The 20201-nt window shown below is 41.0% G+C and carries 22 protein-coding genes; 10 read left to right on the top strand and 12 right to left on the bottom strand.

Going from position 1 to position 20201, the window contains the following annotated elements; translation table 11 throughout:
• Positions 1-73: 73 nt before the first annotated feature.
• Positions 74-1759, bottom strand: a complete 1686-nt coding sequence (locus tag H6G08_RS03510; protein WP_190538897.1) for an ATP-binding protein — start codon at positions 1757-1759, stop codon at positions 74-76.
• Between the two features lie 222 nt (positions 1760-1981).
• On the opposite strand from H6G08_RS03510, the gene H6G08_RS03505 reads away from it, so the two are divergent.
• The 4 genes from H6G08_RS03505 (at position 1982) to H6G08_RS03490 (ending at position 4577) form a co-directional block, all read left to right on the top strand.
• Positions 1982-2170 carry a ribbon-helix-helix domain-containing protein gene (locus tag H6G08_RS03505; protein WP_190538896.1) on the top strand — a complete coding sequence of 63 codons (189 nt, stop codon included), beginning with the start codon at positions 1982-1984 and terminating at the stop codon, positions 2168-2170.
• A complete protein-coding gene (locus tag H6G08_RS03500; RefSeq protein WP_190538895.1) occupies positions 2167-2433 on the top strand; it encodes a hypothetical protein in 267 nt (88 codons plus the stop codon). The genes H6G08_RS03505 and H6G08_RS03500 overlap by 4 nt, the downstream gene beginning before the upstream one ends.
• A 192-nt stretch (positions 2434-2625) precedes the next feature.
• Entirely contained in the window at positions 2626-3819 is a 1194-nt protein-coding gene (locus tag H6G08_RS03495; protein ID WP_190538894.1) for an NAD(P)/FAD-dependent oxidoreductase, read from the top strand.
• A gap of 83 nt (positions 3820-3902) precedes the next feature.
• Positions 3903-4577 (top strand): HAD-IA family hydrolase, encoded by a 675-nt coding sequence (locus tag H6G08_RS03490; protein ID WP_190538893.1) that lies wholly within the window; start codon positions 3903-3905, stop codon positions 4575-4577.
• A 753-nt stretch (positions 4578-5330) separates the two neighbouring features.
• Here the strand turns inward: H6G08_RS03490 and H6G08_RS03485 are convergent.
• Positions 5331-6071 (bottom strand): M50 family metallopeptidase, encoded by a 741-nt coding sequence (locus H6G08_RS03485; RefSeq protein WP_190538892.1) that lies wholly within the window; start codon positions 6069-6071, stop codon positions 5331-5333.
• A gap of 163 nt (positions 6072-6234) precedes the next feature.
• Here H6G08_RS03485 and H6G08_RS03480 point away from each other — a divergent pair, with 163 nt between their 5' ends.
• Complete coding sequence (locus H6G08_RS03480; protein ID WP_190538891.1) at positions 6235-7500, top strand: L-lactate MFS transporter; 1266 nt, start codon at positions 6235-6237, stop codon at positions 7498-7500.
• Positions 7501-7777: 277 nt separating this feature from the next.
• Here the strand turns inward: H6G08_RS03480 and H6G08_RS03475 are convergent, their stop codons facing one another.
• Positions 7778-8734: a double zinc ribbon and FHA domain-containing protein gene (locus H6G08_RS03475; RefSeq protein ID WP_190538890.1), complete on the bottom strand. Its 957-nt coding sequence runs from the start codon at positions 8732-8734 to the stop codon at positions 7778-7780.
• 138 nt (positions 8735-8872) lie between these two features.
• Here H6G08_RS03475 and H6G08_RS03470 point away from each other — a divergent pair, with 138 nt between their 5' ends.
• A complete protein-coding gene (locus tag H6G08_RS03470) occupies positions 8873-9082 on the top strand; it encodes a hypothetical protein (protein WP_190538889.1) in 210 nt (69 codons plus the stop codon).
• Here the strand turns inward: H6G08_RS03470 and pgl are convergent.
• The 4 genes from pgl to H6G08_RS03450 form a co-directional block, all read right to left on the bottom strand.
• Positions 9047-9769, bottom strand: coding sequence for a 6-phosphogluconolactonase (pgl, locus tag H6G08_RS03465; RefSeq protein WP_190538888.1), 723 nt, complete (start codon positions 9767-9769; stop codon positions 9047-9049). The genes H6G08_RS03470 and pgl overlap by 36 nt on opposite strands.
• Positions 9766-9900, bottom strand: coding sequence for a hypothetical protein (locus H6G08_RS38045; protein ID WP_277877794.1), 135 nt, complete (start codon positions 9898-9900; stop codon positions 9766-9768). The genes pgl and H6G08_RS38045 overlap by 4 nt, the downstream gene beginning before the upstream one ends.
• A gap of 200 nt (positions 9901-10100) precedes the next feature.
• Complete coding sequence (gene rph, locus H6G08_RS03455; protein ID WP_190538887.1) at positions 10101-10841, bottom strand: ribonuclease PH; 741 nt, start codon at positions 10839-10841, stop codon at positions 10101-10103.
• Positions 10842-10975: 134 nt separating this feature from the next.
• Entirely contained in the window at positions 10976-11590 is a 615-nt protein-coding gene (locus H6G08_RS03450) for an adenylate kinase family protein (RefSeq protein ID WP_190538886.1), read from the bottom strand.
• A gap of 344 nt (positions 11591-11934) precedes the next feature.
• On the opposite strand from H6G08_RS03450, the gene H6G08_RS03445 reads away from it, so the two are divergent.
• Positions 11935-12471 (top strand): P-loop NTPase family protein, encoded by a 537-nt coding sequence (locus tag H6G08_RS03445; protein WP_190538885.1) that lies wholly within the window; start codon positions 11935-11937, stop codon positions 12469-12471.
• Between the two features lie 53 nt (positions 12472-12524).
• Here the strand turns inward: H6G08_RS03445 and H6G08_RS03440 are convergent, their stop codons facing one another.
• The 4 genes from H6G08_RS03440 to H6G08_RS03425 all read right to left on the bottom strand — a co-directional run bounded on the left by H6G08_RS03440 (position 12525) and on the right by H6G08_RS03425 (position 15818).
• On the bottom strand, positions 12525-13004 hold the full coding sequence (locus tag H6G08_RS03440; protein WP_190538884.1) for an XRE family transcriptional regulator: 480 nt from the start codon (positions 13002-13004) through the stop codon (positions 12525-12527).
• A gap of 12 nt (positions 13005-13016) precedes the next feature.
• A complete protein-coding gene (locus H6G08_RS03435; protein WP_199322343.1) occupies positions 13017-13625 on the bottom strand; it encodes a dCTP deaminase domain-containing protein in 609 nt (202 codons plus the stop codon).
• A gap of 145 nt (positions 13626-13770) precedes the next feature.
• Entirely contained in the window at positions 13771-14322 is a 552-nt protein-coding gene (locus H6G08_RS03430; RefSeq protein WP_190538883.1) for a deoxycytidylate deaminase, read from the bottom strand.
• Entirely contained in the window at positions 14322-15818 is a 1497-nt protein-coding gene (locus tag H6G08_RS03425) for a thymidylate synthase (protein WP_190538882.1), read from the bottom strand. The genes H6G08_RS03430 and H6G08_RS03425 overlap by 1 nt, the downstream gene beginning before the upstream one ends.
• Positions 15819-16084: 266 nt before the next feature.
• On the opposite strand from H6G08_RS03425, the gene H6G08_RS03420 reads away from it, so the two are divergent.
• The 3 genes from H6G08_RS03420 to H6G08_RS03410 all read left to right on the top strand — a co-directional run bounded on the left by H6G08_RS03420 (position 16085) and on the right by H6G08_RS03410 (position 19488).
• Positions 16085-16327 carry a CAB/ELIP/HLIP family chlorophyll-binding protein gene (locus tag H6G08_RS03420; protein ID WP_190538881.1) on the top strand — a complete coding sequence of 81 codons (243 nt, stop codon included), beginning with the start codon at positions 16085-16087 and terminating at the stop codon, positions 16325-16327.
• A gap of 688 nt (positions 16328-17015) precedes the next feature.
• Positions 17016-18500 carry a DUF4114 domain-containing protein gene (locus H6G08_RS03415; RefSeq protein ID WP_190538880.1) on the top strand — a complete coding sequence of 495 codons (1485 nt, stop codon included), beginning with the start codon at positions 17016-17018 and terminating at the stop codon, positions 18498-18500.
• A gap of 400 nt (positions 18501-18900) precedes the next feature.
• Positions 18901-19488 (top strand): thioredoxin family protein, encoded by a 588-nt coding sequence (locus H6G08_RS03410; RefSeq protein WP_190538879.1) that lies wholly within the window; start codon positions 18901-18903, stop codon positions 19486-19488.
• A 144-nt stretch (positions 19489-19632) separates the two neighbouring features.
• On the opposite strand, the gene H6G08_RS03405 is transcribed toward H6G08_RS03410, so the two are convergent.
• A complete protein-coding gene (locus H6G08_RS03405; protein WP_190538878.1) occupies positions 19633-20145 on the bottom strand; it encodes a hypothetical protein in 513 nt (170 codons plus the stop codon).
• Positions 20146-20201: the final 56 nt, after the last annotated feature.

The following is a 20201-nucleotide window of genomic DNA, read 5'->3' as shown; positions in this document are numbered from 1 at the left end:
CTGGTGAGAACTATGAACGCAAACAGGAATTTTTGTAAATTTTACAAAAAGCTAATGAAGCAAAATGAATTTTTCATTTATTTTGCTTCACGGGAATTTCAATAGAAAAAGTGGTTCCTTCCCCAGGTTGCGATAAACAACGCAGTATTCCGCCATGTTTTTCAATAATCTGATGACTAATTGAAAGACCTAATCCTGTACCCTTACCAGTAGGCTTGGTGGTAAAAAATGGTTCAAATAACCTTTCTTTGAGACTTTCGGGGATACCCGGGCCATTGTCATTAATTTGGATTTTTAGCAAATTGGTGCTAACTAGCTCAGTAGAAATACGAATATAAAAATCTCTCTTAGTTTTATCTGTCACAGCAGGCCATTGACAACTAATCATTGCTTCTTCTAAAGCATCGATCGCATTCACAATTAAGTTCATAAATACCTGATTAAGCTGATTAGCATAGCCTGCAATTAAGGGAATATTGCCGTATTCTTTAATTATCTGGATGCCTAAATTCTTTTCTCTTGGCTTGAGTCGTCCTTGCAAAATCAGTAATGTGCTATCAATTCCTTCGTGAATATCTACTGGCTTCATCTCTAGCTGATCTAAGCGAGAAAAGTTGCGTAAAGATAAAGCTAGCTGGCGCATTCGCCCCACGCCTAAATGCATGGAAGAGAGGATTTTGTTTAAGTCTTCGATGACAAATTCCCAATCTAGACTTTCTAGTATTCCTTGAATCTCATCAACGGGTGGGGAATAATGTTGTTGATAAAGTTGCAATAAATTGATAATTTCGTGAGTATATTCTTGAATATGGCTAAGATTCCCACTGACATAGTTAATGGGATTGTTAATGTCATGAGCTACTTCTGCAACTAGATTCCCTAAAGAAGACATTTTTTCGCTTTGAATCAGCTTAGTTTGTGTCTGTTGCAATTCAAATAGGGTACGCTGGAGTTGTTGAGCTTGTTCTTGGGCTACTTTTGCTGCAATGCAGCTTTGTTCGTAGAGTATCGCTCTTTCAATTGCGCCTGCTGCTTGTAGCGCTAAAATACTGAGCAGTTTCCAATCTTTAGTCGAGTAGGTAATTGGAGTTTCATGACACATGACAATAGCTCCAATCATTTTTGACTTGGAAGTTAAAGGGACACAAATTAGGGAACTGACTTGCGGTGAAAGATGATTAAACCGAGGATCGACGGAAATATTGTTTAGTATTTCACCTTGACCTGCTTGGAGAATTGTACCAACAATTCCTTGACCTAATATTAGAGGTTGTGCCCAAGTTTCAATTTGTCCATATTCCCAAATAATTCTCAGCCAGTTTGTGTTTTCATTTAACAACAAAATTGCCCCACTGGTAGACTGAATGAGATTTTTAGCTTCCTCAATCACTAGTTGGGCAATTTCTTGAACATCTAGACTAGCTGTAACTTGTGTGGATAAGTCTTGAAATAAATCAATTTCCTCGTACTTCTCTAATAATTCCTTAGTAACTGCCTTTTTTGCATATTGCTGTTGTGCTAGGTAAGAAACTAGCGCCGCAATACTAGCTGTTTTTTGGTCAGCTATCGCCCAACCAATTATTTCTTCTTCCACTTTTATCGGGTATTTCTGGGAATTTAGTCCATGATTAACACCGATTAATGGTTTACCTGCGACATCTTCAATGTAGATATTAGTACCCATATCTGTTTCCAGTTGGGTGAGTAGGGTTTGAAATTCTTTTTGGCTGACTAACTTGGGGAAATTAATTGAAATCATCTAAATTTGGCACACCAATTCCTAATAGTAAATTAATTGAGCAGATGGGATGAGCTTGGCTTTATTATTCCCAATTCAGAGACATGGGGTAACAAATTTATCTGTGAATCCCCCATGTCTCATGTTCCATTGCCAAAGCAATTTTTCAATCAGTTTAGTGAAAGCATGACACAAGCTGTAACAGCTAGGTGATAATAGAACAGTAGCTATTTAGTAAAAACTGTGGGCGGTAAACCAACCAGCACAAGAGTTACAGCTTTTGTATCACCGGAAGTTGCACAAGTGTTAAAAGAATGGGCAAAGTCTGAAAACCGGACTCTAAGCAATCTTACGGCAACAATTCTGTTAAATGCAGCAGAAGCTAGGCAAATAAATCAAAAAAACGCAACAATACCAGGAGATACCAGATGAGCGAAGCAACACCAGACAGACTAGACCGCATCGAAGCGGCGCTAGACAGACAAGTTGCCGTTAACGCCGATTTGAGAACATCGGTTACAGAACTCCGTGCAACGGCAGAAGCATTGCTGCAAGTTGCAACCATTCACCAGCAAAATTTTGAACGTCTTACGTCTGAACTAAACGCCGACCGCCAAGAATGGCGATCGCAAATTGACCGCCTCTGGGAATATCTGTTGCAGCAACGCGGCGGGAATGGCAGTACTGACAGTTAAAAGTTAAAGAAAGCGATCGCACTTTCAATACTCATAAAAACGGCTAAAATCGCCAATTTTGAGTAGCATTTGATTAGTATAAGGCAGGGCAATAGCTGAAAAGCTTATCAAAAGGCAGATAACTATAACTTGAAATAAATCATTACACTGAAAGTTAGTTGCCTAGAAGGGATTGACTGTCCTGAAGAAAAAATGACTCAACAAACTCAGAGAATTGTGATCCTTGGTGGAGGCTTTGGTGGTTTGTATACTGCTTTGCGCTTAAGCCAGTTACCTTGGGAATCTACTACCAAACCGGAAATTGTGCTGGTAGATCAGAGCGATCGCTTTTTATTTTCGCCTCTACTGTACGAATTACTCACTGGCGAACTGCAAACTTGGGAAATTGCCCCACCTTTTGCTGAATTGTTGCAAGGTACAGGCGTACGTTTTTATCAAGCTGTGGTTGCGGGTATTAATGTTGACCAGCAACGGGTACAGTTACAAAACGGCCCGGAAATCCCCTACGATCGTTTAGTATTGGCTTTAGGTGGCGAAACTCCCCTAGATTTGGTTCCTGGTGCTACTTCCTATGCTTACCCTTTCCGCACAATTACTGATGCTTATCGCTTAGAAGAACGCTTGCGGGTGTTGGCAGAATCTGATGCGGATAAAATTCGCGTAGCCATTGTTGGCGCTGGTTATAGCGGTGTGGAGTTAGCTTGTAAGTTAGCTGACAGGTTAGGAGAAAGAGGACGCTTTCGCCTGGTAGAACTAACTGACCAAATTTTACGCACCTCGCCAGAATTTAACCGAGAAGCTGCCAAAAAAGCTTTAGATGCACGAGGCATTTTTATTGATTTAGAAACCAAAGTAGAATCTATTGGTCAAGATACTATTTCCCTAGAGTATAAAAATCAAGTAGATACAATTCCAGTTGATTTGGTAATTTGGACTGTAGGTACTAGGGTGAGTCCGGTAGTCCACTCCTTACCTTTAAAGCAAAATCAGCGCGGTCAAATCGCAACTACAGCAACTCTACAAGTCCCGGAACATCCAGAAATCTTTGCTTTAGGGGATTTAGCCGATTGTATTGATGCTCAAGGTCAACAAATCCCAGCTACAGCCCAAGCTGCTTTTCAACAAGCAGATTATACAGCTTGGAATATTTGGGCTTCGCTCACCAATCGCCCTTTATTACCTTTCCAATATCAAAAATTAGGGGAAATGTTGTCATTGGGTGTAGATAATGCTACTCTCACAGGCTTAGGAATCAAGTTAGATGGTTCATTGGCTTACGTAGCCCGTCGCCTAGCTTATCTCTATCGCTTGCCTACTTTAGATCATCAGCTCAGAGTTGGTTTTAATTGGCTAGTCCGTCCTATTATAGAAACGCTTTCTCAGTAGCAAATAGTGCGTAAATATAACTATGCACTGAAACTCTAATCAGGCAAAATCTCAAATCCAGGACTCAAAAGCGTAACATTTTGATGGAACGACCGAAAGTAATTTTTTTAGATGCTGTAGGCACAATCATCGGGGTAAAAGGTAGTGTGGGCGAAGTTTATCGCCAAATCGCCCAGGAATTTGATGTTGATGTTCCCGCTGATACATTAAATCGGGCATTTTACGAAAGCTTTAAAGCCGCACCACCGCCAATTTTTCCCGATGCAGACTCACAAGATATACTCCAAAGGGAATTTGATTGGTGGCGGATTGTTGCCCTCAATACCTTTGAAAGCGCAGGAGTTCTCAAGGAATTTGCTGACTTTTCGGCTTTTTTTAGCGAGTTATATATTCATTTTGGCACTGCGGAACCGTGGTTTGTCTATCCTGATGTTCTGCCATCTTTGGTAAATTGGCGCAGGATGGGAATTGAATTAGGTGTATTATCTAACTTTGATTCCCGTATTTATTCGGTACTCCAAAGTTTAGGTTTGCGAGATTTTTTCTCCTCTATTACTATTTCTACCCAAGCCCGTGCCGCTAAACCCGATCCGCAAATTTTTGCGATCGCTTTAGAAAAGCATAATTGCTCGCCTGATGCCGCATGGCACATTGGCGATAGTGTGGAAGAAGACTATAACGGTGCTAAAGCGGCTGGTTTGCGAGGGATTTTGATTAACCGGGAGCAAAAGCCAGCACTCAGCACTCAATCGTTTTAGGAAAGTATAGCTGTTGACAGTTGACTGTTGACAGTTGACAGACTTAAAAGCCTTTTATTGTCAGGGTTTTATCTTAGGTTGATGTCCTAATCTATCTGGCTACAGCTATAAATAAACGAACATGGCTTTAGCCTAAGACTCGTTACAGGCTAAAGCCTATTTTATTTTGTTGGGCAGGGGGCAGGGGGAGAAAGAGTTTGAGCTTGACTTACTTACAGCAATTTAATTTGCTCTAAAAGCGCGAGCTTTATGATGTACACATATTGAGTAGTCATTTTTATATTTTTAGTAAACAAAAAAGGCGATCGCTTTCTCATTTATCGAAATTAAGTACTCATTTTTATGTTTTAAGTAAGCAAAAAGCCATTTCACCTGCTCATTAAGCCATTTCGCCTTCTCATTATTGTGTTTTCCGCAAGTAAAATACCATTTCACCTACTCAAAAAGCCATATCGCTTACTCGTTTCGGTAAATCGCGCACTCATTTTAGTGTTTTCCGCAGGTAAAAAGGTATATTGCTTACCCATTTCGGTAAATCACGCACTCATTTTGGTGTTTTCCGCAGATAAAAAGGTAGATTGCTGGCGCAAAAATTGCCATGTCTGACAATAAGCGGCTGTAGAGCTATGCTTTATCGTAAATAAAAGGGTTTAAGACCCCTATGTCTATACGTAGTATCATTTTCAGTCGGGGTTTAAATCCCCGACTGAAAATGTCTTTAATTTTGAATTTTGAATTTTGAATTTTGAATTGTTAATGACGATAAGCGACTTGCAGACTACGGACTAAAATCACTAAAGAAGCGATCGCCATTAATCCGCCCCAAAACCAATAAGGTAATAATAAATACTGCTGCATTTGCCCTGTATCGGACAAACCCAAGTAACCAGCGCGATAGCTAAATAAGTAATTCAGTTGATGGTATGTACTGATACAAGCTTGGACGCCGAGAAATTGAATACTAAAGCCTTGTACCCAACGGGGTGCTTTTAAGGCAATACCCAGGATAATTAAGCCTAAGAAAGGAATGGCGATAAATCCAAATAAGGAACGTACCCAAACTAAGGTGGAAAGTAGCAAAAAGCCACCCAAGATTTTTAAACTCAAGGAAGCGGCTTTAAAACTGCGGGAAGCGAGAATTAAGGCTGCACCGGCAATTGGCGGCCCCATCGGCCCAGCCGCCGCAACCAACGCGGGGCCGATGGGGCCTAATGAGGAAGCGATGCGATAAGTGGCGACACCGGAACCATTACCAAAAATTTCTAATTTGAGAAACTGTCCCCCTAACATCAGTGCCATTAAGCCGTGTCCCATTTCATGAAACCAAGTAGCGAGGATCGTAAACGGGTATAAAATGTAATCTCCGGCGGGGAATTGCCAGAGAACAACAGTAGCGATCGCCGCCGCAATTAACCAAGTCAGCCCCATCTGTTCAACTTCTTTTGGTGCTTCTTGGGGAAGCATGTTTTCCCAATTCTTTCCTGGTTCCTTCATGGTTATTTCCTTGGCGTAATTACCTCAAAGGCTTGAGTGTATTTTCTTCCATGCTAATCTACTTATCGGGCATGGGGCAGGGAAAGATTTTTAGCTGGAGCTTTGAGATAACCTGCAACTTCACTAATGGTAGATTTTAGGTTAGTTCTCATCATTGTAAAAAATGAGTATCAATAAAAATTTTGATAGTTCTTTGTCTGGTGATGTCAGACTATTTGGGTTACCTGCCGAACAAGGGCGATGGTTACTAATTCCTTTAGGAATAACGATTCTACTCTGTTTAGGAACTGCTTATTCTTGGAGTATTTTCCGCAGTACGATTGAAAAATCCCTACAGGTAGGAGCTACAGAAAGTTTACTACCGTTCACAATTTTATTGGTAGTATTTTCAATTTTAATGCCGATTACTGGGTCATATATTGAAAGGTTTGGCTCACGCTTGGTGACTGCGGTAGGGGCAATAATTATGGGGATTGGTTACACCGCTTCAGGTTTAGTAAATAGTATCCCTTTACTAACTATTACCTACGGTATTATTGCTGGAGCGGGTGTAGGGATTGTTTATGGTATACCACTGGCTGTTAATGCTAGATGGTTTCCCGATAAAAAGGGTTTAGCTGTTGGGGCGACGGTAATTGGCTTTGGTTTATCGCCCCTAGTAACTGCACCTTTAGCGAAGAATTTAATTGCTGCTAATGGCGATCGCGGTTGGCAACCAACGTTAATAGCTTTTGGTATTGCCTTTACCCTGATTATATTAGCGATCGCGCCGGTGATGAAATACCCGCCTAGTGGCTGGCAACCTGCGGGCTGGCAACCGCCGATTAAACTCAGCGAAACTGAAAGCGATGGCAGTAATGCTTTATTAAAGTCCCTCAGCTTTTATGGGTTGTGGTTATGCTTTACCGTCGGTACTTTTGGTGGGTTAGCGGCAATTGGGATTGCCAGTCCAGTTGGTACAGAAATTATTGGTTTAGACAAAAATACCGCCGCCAATGCTGTGTCTTTATTTGCGATATTTAATGGTTTAGGTAGACCTTTATTTGGTTGGATTGCCGATCGCTTTCAGCCGAAAAATGCAGCCATTGTTTCCTATGTATTGATTATGATTGCCTCGATTATGATGCTGAGTGCGACTAAAGGAGCGATCGCTACTTATCTCATCGCTTTTAGTTTAATTTATCTCGCTTTTGGCGGTTGGTTGGCAATTGGGCCTACATCTACTTTGATTTTATTTCGGACTCAGGATTATGCCAAAAACTACGGTATAGTCTTTACTGCCTTTGGGATGGGTGCGTTGCTAGGAACTTTAATTGCTGGTAATATCCGCGATATTTTTGGTAACTATTTACCCTTTTTTAATGTCACCATTGGTTTATCAGTTTTGGGGATTATCTTGGCTGTGTTTTTACTAAAACGCCAGGATTAAGAAATTTCAGTTTGATTATTTGGGAAATTAATTTCTTTATTACCAATGTTGATAGTCAAGGCTTTAGTCATCTTTTTTAAGACTAAAGCCTTGACTGCAAAATTAACTGGGAGCATCCCAAATGTGCAAAAACGCCCTCACCCTATAAGGGTGGGGCTAGAAATACGAAGCCTGCCTTCGCAGGCTAAAAGTTTGATAGCCTGCGAAGGCAGGCTTTGTTGGTATAGCAATACCCTTCTAGGGTATTGCGTCAAAATTGGGATGCTCCCAAATTAACTTAACTGAGTTGGAAGAGGAATGTTACCAAATCGCCCTTACCCAAACTGATGCGATCGCCTGGTCTGAGGCGGTGTCTGTTTCCTGGTAATAGGGGTAAATTGTTGATGTAGGTACCATTGGAACTGCCAACATCCTCAATATAAAAAGCATCTCCTTCAACGCGAATATCTGAGTGAATCCGCGAGACAATTTCCGAATTGGGAAATCCGGATACATCCACATCTGGGGGAATGCGATCGTTAGGTTTGCCGATATGAATTACAGACAGTGTTTGGGGTAATTCAATATTGGTATCACTTTGAACGTGGAATAGTTGTGCAGTAATCTGCTGTAATTGGGTTCTGGCAGGGCTAACAGCAGGTGCTGGCGGTACTGCGGCCACTGGTTCCGGTTCGGGAATCTCAGCTACTGGTTCGGGTTCGGGAATCGCCGCCACTGGTTCGGGTTCGGGAATCACCGCTACTGGTTCGGGTTCGGGAATCACCGCTACTGGTTCGGGTACTGCGGCTACTGGTTCTGATGCCGGAGTAATTTCTACTGCAACTGGTACAACTGGTGGCGGTGCTACTGGTGGCGGTGCTACTGGTGGCGGTGCTACTGGTGCTACTGGTACCTCTGGAGGAACAGCCACGGCTGTGGGTGGTAAAGGTGAAGCAGCAACCGGGTTAGGAACTGCCAAGGGATCTGGTTGTACCAGTTCGACAAGTGGATCGGGAGTAACCAATGGTGGCACTTCTAAAGGAATGTCAGGGGCGACAGTTGCGGCTACTGCTGTTGGCGGTGCTGCTGCATTTGCGCGCAAGTTATAGCCACACTGACCACAGAAAGCGGCATCTGCCTGCACAGTTGCCCCACAGTTGGGACAGTTATTAGTCGCTGGTAACGGCGTATAACATGCTTCACACTGGACAGCGCCGTCTGGGTTGGGGTGATTGCAATTAGGGCAGACGATCATGGATTTCGGCCTTTGTTCAAGCTCATCGTAAAATGGGACTGGCAAGCAGAGAAGCGGCTCTAGCTTTCAATTTTAAACAATTACTCCTGATAAGTTAACATGCGTCTCTATTGGACATTGTTCCTGGAGAGCTTGCAGATGGTGTTATTACCTGCATCAGATAAATCTGCTGGCGATCGCTTGTTTGATGTTGACAAAGTTAAAGAGACTTGGCAATTTACCATTTGTCAACATTTATACCACATGACTAATGATGGTAGACGACCCAAAAGATTCCCGATCCAGTTTCCAGGCAAGACAGCTCTGGGAAAATTAACTAGGGAGTTCTGCACCCGCCGCCGCATCTAGCAGCCACCAAAGTTCTCCTTGGGGTTTAATTAAGCGCGATGGGTAGGTAAAGTCATCAGCTACGGGCGCAAATACTTGAGCTAAAGCTGGGCGTTTATTAGCACCTGCAACTACAAAAATGACGCTGCGAGCCGAGTTGATAAATGGGTAAGTAAAAGTGATGCGGATGCTGCTATCTTTATTACCCACAGTAATTAAGCGATCGCTGACTTTTAACGCTTCTGTATGTGGAAATAAGGAAGCCGTGTGCGCATCATCACCCATTCCTAGCAAAACTACATCCAAAGCGGGAAACTCTCCGGATGCAGAATTGAAAAAATTATGCAGATGCCGTTCGTACTTCACCGCCGCCACTGCGGGATCGGCTTCTAAGGTTGGTATGGGGTGAATATTGGTTTCCGGCAGATCAACCCGGTCTAGCCAAGCACGACGCGCCATCAGTTCATTGCTGTCAGGATGATCTGGGGGAACATAGCGTTCATCGCCCCAGAATACATGAATTTTATCCCAAGGCAGTTTTTGATTAGCGATCGCCTCATATAACGGCTTAGGTGTACTGCCGCCAGATAAGGCGATAGTAAACCGCCCCCGCTCTTGAATAGCAGTATCTATCTTAGACAGAATCAAGTCTAGCGCCCGTTTAACTAGAGCGGACTGATCCGGTAGAACTTCGACCGTTTTGTTCATGGCTTTATCATCACTTTGCCTGCTTCCAGCAATACAATACCGAATTTATTACAATCCCCCGTTTGAACTTTTGAAACTTTTAAGATCAGTTGTCGATGGGCATGGGGCATTGGGCATTGGGCATTGGGCATTGGGCATTGGGCATTGGGCATTGGTCAATGGTCAGTGGTCATCCCCCTTCCCATGTCCTGCATATCCTCCATATCCTCCTTGTCCCCCTTGTCCCCCTTGTCCCCCTTGTCCCCCTTGTCTCCCTTGCCCCCTGCCCCCTGCTCCCTACTCCCTGCCCCCTGCCCCCTGCTCCCTGCCCCCTGCTCCCTGCTCCCATGCCCTAATTCAAAAAAATCTCCTTCCAGTCGGTAATGGCTTCCCGTTGGGCGATGAGTAATTCCTGAATGCCTTGTTCGGCAACATCTAATAGTTGATTCAACTGTTTGCGGCTAAAGCTACCTTCTTCTCCTGTTCCTTGGATTTCAATGAAATCCAGATTTTGATTCATGACGACGTTGAAATCTACTGTGGCGGCTACATCTTCGATATAGTTGAGATCTAAAAATGGTTCTCCTTCCAATAAACCCACGGAGACGGCGGCTATTTGTCCGGATAAAGGCGATCGCTCAATTTTCCCTTGCTGTAATAATTGGGAAATGGCGTTAGCTAAGGCGACGAAGGAACCTGTAATAGCTGTGGTTCTCGTTCCCGCATCGGCTTGCAAGACATCCGCATCTACGGTTAACGTGCGTTCTCCTAAAACTTCAAAATCTAAGGCAGCCCTTAAGCTACGTCCAATTAATCGCTGAATTTCTTGGGTACGTCCCGATAATTTCATCAATTCCCGTTCTTGCCGTTGTTGCGTGGCACTGGGAAGCATTCGATATTCAGCAGTTAACCAACCTTTACCGCTACCTGCAAGAAATTTGGGTACTCCTTCGGTAACGCTGACTGTACAAAGTACTTTTGTATCACCACATTTTGTCAGCACAGAACCAGGGGCAAAGCGAGTAAAGCCACTGTCAAAGCTGATGGGACGGAGTTCGTCGGAGTTCCGGCCGTCTGGACGCTGCCAAACCATTGGAGTTGCCTCAGAATTTTCATAGAGAATACTGCCTTAAGGTTACCTTAATGTCACAGCCTCTCTAGAAGCTTGTTGGTATAGTCAGCGCCCAACTTAAGTCCTGCAACTACTAATAAAAATTGCAGATTTTCTTAATGAACTGCTAAAAGGTTAACAATTTGCTGGTGTACTAGTTCTCGTGATTGGTCGCCATTAATCGTTAATAGGCGGCGGCGACGGTCGTAATATTCGAGTATGGGGATAGTGCGATCGTAAAATAACTCTATCCGCCTCTGGACGATTTCGGATTGCTCATCTTTGAGCGATCGCCCTAAACAACGATTAACCATAATAGCTTCTGGTACTTGTAAATAAATTGCCCAATTTAACTTTTGACCTAGATATTCCAATAAAAAATCTAATTCTTCGGCTTGGAAAGCTGTACGCGGATAGCCTTCCAATATCCAACCAGATTGCGAATTTAGCTTTGTCAGCTGCATCCGAATCAATTCAATCATCATTTCGTCCGGGACTAGTTCCCCAGTTTCCACGTAGGGTTGTGCATAGCGTCCCAACTCTCCCAAATTATGCATGTGATTGTTGACACTTGACTGCAAAGCATCTTCTCGTAAGGATGGCGAATCAACAGATATGGCCTCTCGTAAAATTTCCCCTGTAGAAATCTTCGGAATCTCAAAGTATCTACAAAGTTTTTCTGCTTGAGTGCTTTTCCCCGATCCTGAACCACCCAGAATCACCAATCTCACAACACTTTACTCCTCATCCTGTTAAATTTATTACTTACCTACTCTGTTGTGCCCAAACAAATAGTAAATCTAACATCTGCTGATTTGCAGAGCTTGCACCCTGGTTCTTGATGAATTGGCACTGCTAGTTCTGTGTTTTGAGTTTTATGACGACTTGCATTTATATCAGATTAATGCCAATATCATTAACTCTTGACTTCCACACAAAGGTAGTGCTTGACTAAAAATGCAACTGGCTCAATAAAATACATGTGTGAAAATCTAATTGATTATACAGGTTAATTAGCGATCGCTTGTTTCAGCAAAAACTCTTTGTGAATTTGTAATATTTTAAACTTCGTTTTATGGTAGCTCAGTTAGATACCTCAAGTGTAAATTCAACCCTTAATTTACCATCCCCCATTGAAGGGCTAGTACAAGTTTTCACTAGCTCACACCGTAACTTTTTCACAACTGTTATGGCGCAAGCACTGAGAATTGCCGGACAAGGCACGCCAGTGTTAGTTGTACAATTTCTCAAAGGTGGCATTCGTCAAGGGCATGAAAGACCAATTCAATTGGGGCAAAATTTAGATTGGATTCGTTGCGATTTACCTCGTTGTATCGATACACCACAGTTAGATGATGCAGAAAACGAAGCTTTACAAAAATTGTGGCAACATACACAAAAGGTAGTATGTGAGAATCAGTATTCTCTCGTTGTTTTAGATGAATTAAGTTTAGCGATTAACTTTAATTTAATTCCAGAAAGCGAAGTTTTAGCATTCTTAGCCAAACGTCCTTCCCATGTTGATATCATCCTCACCGGGCCAGATATGCCAAAATCCCTGTTGGATGTAGCTGATCAAATTACCGAAATCCGGCGCAGTCATAGCCCTTAGCTCGTGAAGTAATAAATGTCACTTTAACAAACTATGAATTGCTATGGCAATTTTTAGGTGGAGTATGAAGGAGGTGATGCCGATTTTGTTAGATGTTGGCATCTCCACTGCTCTACAACTGTCTTGATTTGAGTAAATGCATCATCATAGTTACTAAACTTAATCTCGGCAAAAATAGTTGGTATACCACGAGGGAATCTTGATATTTCCTTACCGATTTCGTATAAGAGAATAATCGGAATGCTGTTTATTTCTGCATAGGCTAGTTCCATACCCACTCCCAGTGAGGGATAGCCAATATAAGCAATTACTAAATCACCTTCACTAACATGATGCTTGTCTGTTTCAAACACTTGTTGCGGAGTAATATTTGCATGAAGAACAGGATCGGTATTCAAATGCGGTACATAAGTTTGAAGTCCTATATCTTTACAAATTAAGCCAATATTTTCATAGAAAGCTCTAATTTCAGCTAAGTTATCAATTCCAGTTAACGCGCCAGATATGTATACGCGCGTCTTTGTTATATTCATAGCAATAATTAATTATTTAGGCTTTAACAACTCGATTATACTAGGGCTGACTACAGCTAGAAAGGCAGCCAACGAAGCACCTAAGGCAGCATCTTTGAAAGAAACTTGAAGACCGATAAACGAAGTTAACAAGATGAACACTACCATTAAGGTAATCCGAATTCTATCTTCTGTTTTTTCTTTTTCTTTTTTGATTTGTGTTTCTCTAGCCTGTCTATCTTTTTCTTCCTTAGCAATTTCTAGGAGTCTCTCCCAAATATCATCCCTATCAATAGGTCTTCCTAATATTGCTGTTGACTCAGATTCAACTCTATAAAAACAGACTGTACAGAAAGAATCTCGAAATCGAAGCTCTACAGAATTATCTCGGAAGTTATGAATTGATATTAAAAGTTTACCTGTCCATCCAGGATCGATAGTAGTTGAAATGTGAGATAAACCATAAATTACTGACTTTGAAACCATTGCATGTATTGTAGCTCCTATTTCTTTAGAAAGACTGATAGATTCTAAAGTTTCAATTATGACGGTATCGTTGGGTTTAATCTCAATAATTTTTTCTTGTTCTATATCAATTTCTCGCTTATTTCTCCAAGAAAATCCTTTAACGCCTACTCTCAAGTCATAACCAACTGGAGTTAAATACTTTTCTTCAAACGGAGCGATAGATATCCCTTTTAGAGAATTGTTTTTCTCTCTTCTATTTGCTTCTTAATATCTATATCACTAAACATAATCAATGAAAATAGTTATTGTTTTTTCGGTGTTAGGAATTATTCACTATGTCATAACTAGCAACAGAGGTGGATAAGAGTATAAATGAAGCTGCTCTTTTTGCTGTGGCTTCAGAAAGTTGAACTGGTTTCAGTATAACTAAACCTTCATTCACAAAGGAATCTCTGACTAAAGCTTTTTCTCCACTGTTAAAAGAAGTTTCATAAAATACTTCTTTAATTCCTGCGGAGATAATTAACTTTAAACAAGACAAACAAGGTTCTAAAGTTACATAAATACTTGCACCTTCTGTCGAGATTCCATATTTTGCAGCTTGGGCGATCGCGTTGGCTTCCGCGTGTACAGCCCTCGATGGTAAAGTCTTACTAGCATCACAACTACTTAGACCTGGATAACAATATCCTTGAGTAGTACAGTGAGCTGAACCTGATGGTGAGCCATTATAACCTGTGGCTACTACTTGCTTATTTTTCACAATTACAGCGCCTACAGGAAAAGCTAGACAAGTTGAGCGAGTAGCTGCTAACTTAGCCAACATCAAAAAGTACTCATCCCATGTTGGTCTTTGCTCATCTAAAGCCATTATTTACTATCCTGAATATATTTATTGCCAGTTTTTAAGCAATCAGCAGCCCTTTGTAATTCCATACCTAAATATCCAGCATGATCTGGACGTATAGAAGGTGAAGCTGCACAAATTTCTCTCACTAATTTCAATGCATCTTTACCGGAATAGCAACCTACAACTTCTCCACTACCGGGAGTTGTGTGTGTAACAACAAGCTTATCTTCCACAATTTCAATTAAGAAGTTTCCTGCTGGATCGTAGTAATCTATTTTTCTACAAATTGCAGCATATTGTTGTTGAATCAACTGTTCAGCATTGCTCCAAGTATCATCATATATATGAGCCGACTGACTGAGGGTCATCAATGGCCCCATTTTCAAGTTATATTCAGAACGTTTGGCAATCTCATCTCTAATATGTTTTTGTAAAGCTCTCAATCCCATTGCATTTGCAGGCCAAGCCGCAAACATATCATTACTTCTGAGAGTCGCAGTTAGTGATAATTCATTATCTACAACTCGCAGCCAAATGTGATTCAAGCAAGGACTACCACCTTTATCATGGTCTTTTACATCCCATAAATTCATGACTGCACTTGCAGCGTCAATTTCTCCTATTAATTTGTGAATCACTTGCTCAATTTGGTCTTTTCCAAACCAAGAACGTAAACGTTGACCATAGGTATATTTCAACCCTTCTCGGTAAGGTGCATCATCTAAAATTTGGCAAATGTATTCTTCTAAAAAATTACGATCAATCGGTAAATAATTAGGTTCAGGGAAATAAAAATTCTCTGGCTCATCAGTAACAACTGCCATCAAATCAATTAATTCTTGCCATTTACCATCATAGCCAGTGGGTCGAATTGTTCCAGTTGTTTTAATGCGATGAATAATTTTTACCCAAGTTTCAGCTATAGTTTTACCTTCAATCCGATGCCCATAGCGTGTCCCTGGTAAAACTGTCGGTTCAATGGTAGACATGGGAAATTCCCACGGCGAACCCCAAGGTTCTAATGCTTCTCTTTGGGCAAAAGATTTAACTATATCAACTACTTCTGTAATCGAATTTGCTTCTTTAAACTCTATAGAATGCCGCAGATGTTTTAAAGCATTCACATCAATTTCTATATCAACGTAACCTGGAATCTTAGAGTTAATTACCCAGCATTTACGCCCAGTATCACTTAAACCTTCTTCAAAGCCATTACGGAAAAAATCTAATAAGCACTCACACGCCCCTGCATTTTTGTCTTCTTTTGTAGCGTTCAGCACCACTAAATAGCGGACATGAGGATTAAATAACAAATTCCGAAGTAGTAAATTTAACCCTCTTGTGGGTGAGTATAGTTGCCCTATCACTGCATAATCTTGTGGTTGTAAATGTTTGGCAACACTCGCCTTTACAGTCCACCCTGTAATCACTGCTGTTTGACCTTGACCATAAATTAGCTGGTTAGGCTTGTGCAGTGGTTTGTATTCAAATTGGGTTGCCTGGCCCGTTCCTATCATTGTTGGCTCAAATTCCGAAAAATTCCCAGCACACTATTCAATCACAATTAGGGCTAGTTTTACAGAAAAGTTTTGCTACCAAATTTTACCTGAGACGTAAAGAATTTGTTTGCTCGTTACATCTCTCATAAATATAAATATTACTAAAACCTTTGTGTAGCAGGAGTTTGGCGTATTCTAAACGGCGATCTCTGAAATTTTTATTTACAAAAGTTAACCATATGCGTTACACTTCGTTACATAGTAAATCAAAGCGGGAAAATCTTATGCGTACAAATACTTCCATCGTTGATGACCAAGGTTTAATGAACAACTTTGCCCTTGAACCAAAGGTATATGTGGATGAGCAAGGCGATGTCTGGCGACAAGCCGCTTCGCGTCTACGCACTGGCTTTACACCCTATGCAGAACTCCTCAATGGTCGTTTAGCAATGATTGGTTTTGTGTCTCTAATAGTCTTAGAAGTTGTTACAGGACACGGTATTGTTGGTCTTTTAGCAAATTTGTAAATAGTAATTTTAATTTTTATCGAGTGATTCCCAAGAATTTGTGATAAACAAGAACCCTAACTTTGGTGAGAAGTCAGGGTTCTAATATTAATAAAGCTCTAAATATAGTTCTAATACCAATTTGAAAAAAGAATGCGACAGACGGTAGGGGCATGGCAGTGCCATGCCCTCTAGAATATATTGATGTGTCGTAAACATTATTTGAATTGATATAATTTAACTAGGAAATTTTCTTAAGAAGGATAGAATATTTTGTTAAGTGATGCCGCGCAATAATCGTTATTTCTGAATAGAATCAAACAAAAATAATATTCTATAAAATAAATAAAATACTGCTTGTTTTCCAGGAAGCGTTGTTTATTACAGAAAGTGTTGTATTTTTAGTACCTGAGTTTTATCTATATAACCTATCTCTGTGAATACCGAAATTATTTCGTAAAACAATAATATATTCACAAATAATTGCGTAGATCTCCTAAATATTATCTAGACTTTTTTTTGCTAGATTTAAATATCAATCTTTAAGTAACAGCAGATTTATCAATTAAATCCTGTCTGTATTCATGCTTGACTTGAATTTTAGTTGCAAGATTACACTGTACTGTAAATTGCTACCTAAAATTTTAGTCGAATTTTGCATGATAAAAATTGAGATGTTTTTGCGAGTAAGGCTCAACATTTTTAAACAATGTCTTTTTTAGATCCTGGTGTGTTTAATGTCGGGCTTGATGGGCAAGCCAAAATTGAATTTTTAGCTGATAGTGGCAGTTATCATGGAGAACTTGGCCTCTTCAGTTTGAAGGGGATGGAAAGTTTACAACTTGGTTCGATGGAATTTATTCAAGAATCTGCCCGTCGGATTCTGAGCAATTCTGTAGCTGGTTATCTTGCTATTACCGATTCTACAGAAGGTGCTAAATTTAGTGGCGACTTCGGAGAAAGTGAGAAAAATGATGGTAGCTTTTTAGGCGAAAAAAGCTTTGCTATGAATCCTGGGGAGCAGTTTGCTTTTCTACTATTACCTAATGGAAAAATTAGCGAACTGGTTGATTCTCCTAAAGATAAAATTGCTATATTTTCGATTGCTAATGCGAATACAGACAAATCTGTTCACTTTGCCCAACTTGGACAGGGAACAGATAAAGGTGCAACTTTTGGTGTTGAAGATATCCTTGCATCTCAAGGTTCTGACTGGGATTATAACGATCTGATTTTTCAAATTAAGGGAGCGACAGGGAAAACATCTCCCTTAGATGCACTGATTAATTCCCAAAAAGAATGGCGTAAGACAGAATCTGGTAAAAAATTAATCGATTACGCTCAACAATTTAGCCAATTTATGACTTTGGCTGCTCCCTTTAATAGTGCTTACACTGTCAAGAGTCTTGGGGAAGTACCAGGATTACCAACTCCTTATGTGGGATTGGCTTTTAAAGCAGACGATCCCAATACTTTGTTTATTGGTTCTACACCTCAGGGAGAAAATAGCCAAATTTATGCGATCGCACTCCAACGAGATGCTAATAATCATATTATTGGATTTACAGGCACAGCTAACTTATTAGCTACTGCACCTGGGTTAAATGGTGGTTTAATTGATGCAGGTTTAGGCTTTGGCCCTAATAATGTCTTATTCTATACCACATGGAATGACAATACAGTAGGGCAAATCAAAACTGGTAGTTCTAGCGCTGACAAGCAAATCGATTTAAACGATTTGGGTTTTGACGCCTCTACAGGTGGGTTAACTTTTGTACCTCAAGGTTTTCCTGGTGCTGGGCGGTTAAAAATTACCTCCTACGATACCAGTACTTTTTATGACACCACTGTGTCTGCTGATGGCGCAGGGACTTGGAACATAGCACCCGCAACTAAATCAGTCACGCTCAGTGGAGGTACAGATGCTTTTGTTTATGTGTCTGGTTCCATGCCAGAATTTAAGAGTCAGCGCATCTTAATGACAGAGCAAGATGCTGATAAAGTTGCCGTTTACAGCATAGATGAAAATGGCGATCCCATTAGCAGCAGCCGCCAAGACTTTTTAACTGGAATTGACGGCCCTATTGGCGCAGCAATTGACCCATTGACAGGTGACTTTTTCTTTTCTACCTATTCTTTTGGAGACTTTAACCCACATGGCTTTAACCAAGTTGTGGTAGTGAAGAATATTTGAAAATCTAGCCTCTTTCCAGTAAATTAAGTAAACAGATATGGCACAACATTGTTGTGCTTTTATTTTGTTATACCCATTCAAATAATTTTTGCGACACATCAATCTATTCTAGAGGGCAAGGCATTGCCCATACGTGTCAACTTAAGTTCAAACACTTACCCCACAAGCGTTTTACCCCTCCCCTAACCCCTCCCCGTAAACGGGGAGGGGAAGTTTTGGCTTTAGACAAAACTGGGGTGGGGTAACCCGAAGCTTTATGGTAGGGGATGGAATTTGCTCATCGAGTCTTGGCAAGGGTTTCACGTTAAGTTGACACAAATGGGCATTGCCTTGCCCCTACAATTTGTTGCATTGTTTTTCAATTGGTATTATCTATTAGGGAAATCTCATCCGGTAAATTATGGCTTTAACTGCTTCAACAATGTTGCCAATAGGCACTATTGCCCCAGATTTTCATCTACCAGAAGTAGTATCTGGTAAAGTAATTTCTTTGGCTAATTTTGCTGATAAAAAAGCCTTATTGGTCATGTTTATTTGTCGCCATTGTCCTTTTGTAAAGCATATTCAACAGCAATTGGCGCTGTTAGGAACTGACTATGAAAATAGTGATTTAGGTATAATTGCTATTAGTGCGAATGATGCGGAAAATTATCCAGATGATGCGCCAGAATCGTTAAAAGCAATGGCGATAGAACTGGGTTTAAAATTTCCTGTGTGCTATGACGAAAGCCAAGAAACAGCCAAGGCTTATACAGCCGCTTGTACCCCTGATTTTTTTGTATTTGATCGGGAACAGAAACTTGTATATCGCGGACAATTAGATGATAGCCGACCGAGTAATGGTAAACCTGTCACAGGCGCGGATTTACGTGCAGCTATTGAAGCGGTACTAGCGGGTAAATCTGTGTCAGATGAGCAAAAACCTAGCATTGGCTGCAATATTAAATGGAAAGCCGGGAATGCGCCTAGTTATTTTGGTAGGGGCTAGGGGCTAGGGGCTAGGGGCTAGGGAAGCAGGACTAATGACAATTGTACAGACGCGATTAATCGCGTCTCTGACCATTGACTACTTACTGAAAAATTCACCCTCACAATGATTTTTAACTGGGTGAGGGTGAAGATAAATTTACGATTAGTGCTTGATTTCTAAATTAAGGATGTACCGTCCTAATTGCACTTTGTCTGCCCATAATTCGTATTCTATCCGCAAATGCTCTGGTAAAGATTTGCCAGTGAGAACCATAGCAGTTGTGAAATTCCGCAGACGGATAGGCTCATTAGGTTGCAATGACTCTGTTGGTAACCAGTAACGACTAACACCATAAACACCCTGTTCCCAGAAGTGACGATAACTTACTTGAGCGTTACCTTGCATGGTCATTATTACCCGATATGGGGAAATCTCTAACCACAAAATCCTGGGACTGCTGGGTGCATAAGCACTACTCCGTTTTTGCGGAGGTGTGTCCTCGGTATTTTGAGAATTTATGATTTCGCAACTAATTAAAGGCGGTGCAGTCAAGAGTAAATGAAAACGGTCAGTATCTTTTTGATACAATGTTCCGGCGGTTTCCACAACAGACCAAACTGGTAGGTCGGTGGAAATTAGTGATAAGCACACAGGCTTGCGGTGATGGGTCAGCATGGGAGCGATAAGGGCTAAAAGCTATTGAACAACAAAAAATCAACACCAGGGTATCT

This window comes from Calothrix anomala FACHB-343 (assembly GCF_014696435.1).
Taxonomy (GTDB): domain Bacteria; phylum Cyanobacteriota; class Cyanobacteriia; order Cyanobacteriales; family Nostocaceae; genus Aulosira; species Aulosira anomala_A.
Note: the sequence above shows the minus strand (reverse complement) of the source record. Positions and strands in the feature narration are given on the sequence as shown.

Excerpts from the sequence above, each read along its gene's own strand:
- H6G08_RS03510 (WP_190538897.1), bottom strand. The coding sequence starts at position 1,759 with ATGATTTCAATTAATTTCCCCAAGTTAGTCAGCCAAAAAGAATTTCAA.
- H6G08_RS03500 (WP_190538895.1), top strand. The coding sequence starts at position 2,167 with ATGAGCGAAGCAACACCAGACAGACTAGACCGCATCGAAGCGGCGCTA.
- H6G08_RS03495 (WP_190538894.1), top strand. The coding sequence starts at position 2,626 with ATGACTCAACAAACTCAGAGAATTGTGATCCTTGGTGGAGGCTTTGGT.
- H6G08_RS03490 (WP_190538893.1), top strand. The coding sequence starts at position 3,903 with ATGGAACGACCGAAAGTAATTTTTTTAGATGCTGTAGGCACAATCATC.
- H6G08_RS03485 (WP_190538892.1), bottom strand. The coding sequence starts at position 6,071 with ATGAAGGAACCAGGAAAGAATTGGGAAAACATGCTTCCCCAAGAAGCA.
- H6G08_RS03480 (WP_190538891.1), top strand. The coding sequence starts at position 6,235 with ATGAGTATCAATAAAAATTTTGATAGTTCTTTGTCTGGTGATGTCAGA.
- H6G08_RS03475 (WP_190538890.1), bottom strand. The coding sequence starts at position 8,734 with ATGATCGTCTGCCCTAATTGCAATCACCCCAACCCAGACGGCGCTGTC.
- H6G08_RS03470 (WP_190538889.1), top strand. The coding sequence starts at position 8,873 with ATGGTGTTATTACCTGCATCAGATAAATCTGCTGGCGATCGCTTGTTT.
- pgl (WP_190538888.1), bottom strand. The coding sequence starts at position 9,769 with ATGAACAAAACGGTCGAAGTTCTACCGGATCAGTCCGCTCTAGTTAAA.
- H6G08_RS38045 (WP_277877794.1), bottom strand. The coding sequence starts at position 9,900 with ATGCCCAATGCCCAATGCCCAATGCCCCATGCCCATCGACAACTGATC.
- rph (WP_190538887.1), bottom strand. The coding sequence starts at position 10,841 with ATGGTTTGGCAGCGTCCAGACGGCCGGAACTCCGACGAACTCCGTCCC.
- H6G08_RS03445 (WP_190538885.1), top strand. The coding sequence starts at position 11,935 with ATGGTAGCTCAGTTAGATACCTCAAGTGTAAATTCAACCCTTAATTTA.
- H6G08_RS03440 (WP_190538884.1), bottom strand. The coding sequence starts at position 13,004 with ATGAATATAACAAAGACGCGCGTATACATATCTGGCGCGTTAACTGGA.
- H6G08_RS03430 (WP_190538883.1), bottom strand. The coding sequence starts at position 14,322 with ATGGCTTTAGATGAGCAAAGACCAACATGGGATGAGTACTTTTTGATG.
- H6G08_RS03425 (WP_190538882.1), bottom strand. The coding sequence starts at position 15,818 with ATGATAGGAACGGGCCAGGCAACCCAATTTGAATACAAACCACTGCAC.
- H6G08_RS03420 (WP_190538881.1), top strand. The coding sequence starts at position 16,085 with ATGCGTACAAATACTTCCATCGTTGATGACCAAGGTTTAATGAACAAC.
- H6G08_RS03415 (WP_190538880.1), top strand. The coding sequence starts at position 17,016 with ATGTCTTTTTTAGATCCTGGTGTGTTTAATGTCGGGCTTGATGGGCAA.
- H6G08_RS03410 (WP_190538879.1), top strand. The coding sequence starts at position 18,901 with ATGGCTTTAACTGCTTCAACAATGTTGCCAATAGGCACTATTGCCCCA.
- H6G08_RS03405 (WP_190538878.1), bottom strand. The coding sequence starts at position 20,145 with ATGCTGACCCATCACCGCAAGCCTGTGTGCTTATCACTAATTTCCACC.